The organism is Vibrio sp. 10N.261.52.C2 (genome assembly GCF_041471425.1).
Classification (GTDB): domain Bacteria; phylum Pseudomonadota; class Gammaproteobacteria; order Enterobacterales; family Vibrionaceae; genus Vibrio; species Vibrio crassostreae_C.
On record NZ_JBFROH010000118.1, the window covers coordinates 1 to 296 of the forward strand.

General features: G+C 42.2%; 2 tRNA genes. Both read right to left on the reverse strand.

Annotated elements, in window-relative coordinates:
- Positions 1 to 44 precede the first annotated feature (44 nt).
- Positions 45 to 129 (reverse strand) — tRNA-Leu (locus AB4307_RS22000).
- Between the two features lie 55 nt (positions 130 to 184).
- Positions 185 to 261: transfer RNA gene (locus AB4307_RS22005), tRNA-Met, on the reverse strand.
- Positions 262 to 296 lie beyond the last annotated feature (35 nt).

Below are 296 nucleotides of genomic sequence, written 5' to 3' on the forward strand. Positions count from 1 at the left end.
CAACAATGAATGGTCATCTAATGAAAGAAACACATTCTAAATAATGGTGCGGTCGGAGAGACTTGAACTCTCACACCTCTCGGCGCCAGAACCTAAATCTGGTGCGTCTACCAATTCCGCCACGACCGCAGCAAATCTTTATAGTCATATCGAATATTGGTGCTTCAATAAGACGTTGTATAAGTGGTGGCTACTGCGGGATTTGAACCTGCGACCCCATCATTATGAGTGATGTGCTCTAACCAACTGAGCTAAGTAGCCATAATAAATCTAATAGATTCACTATTTGTTCTCTA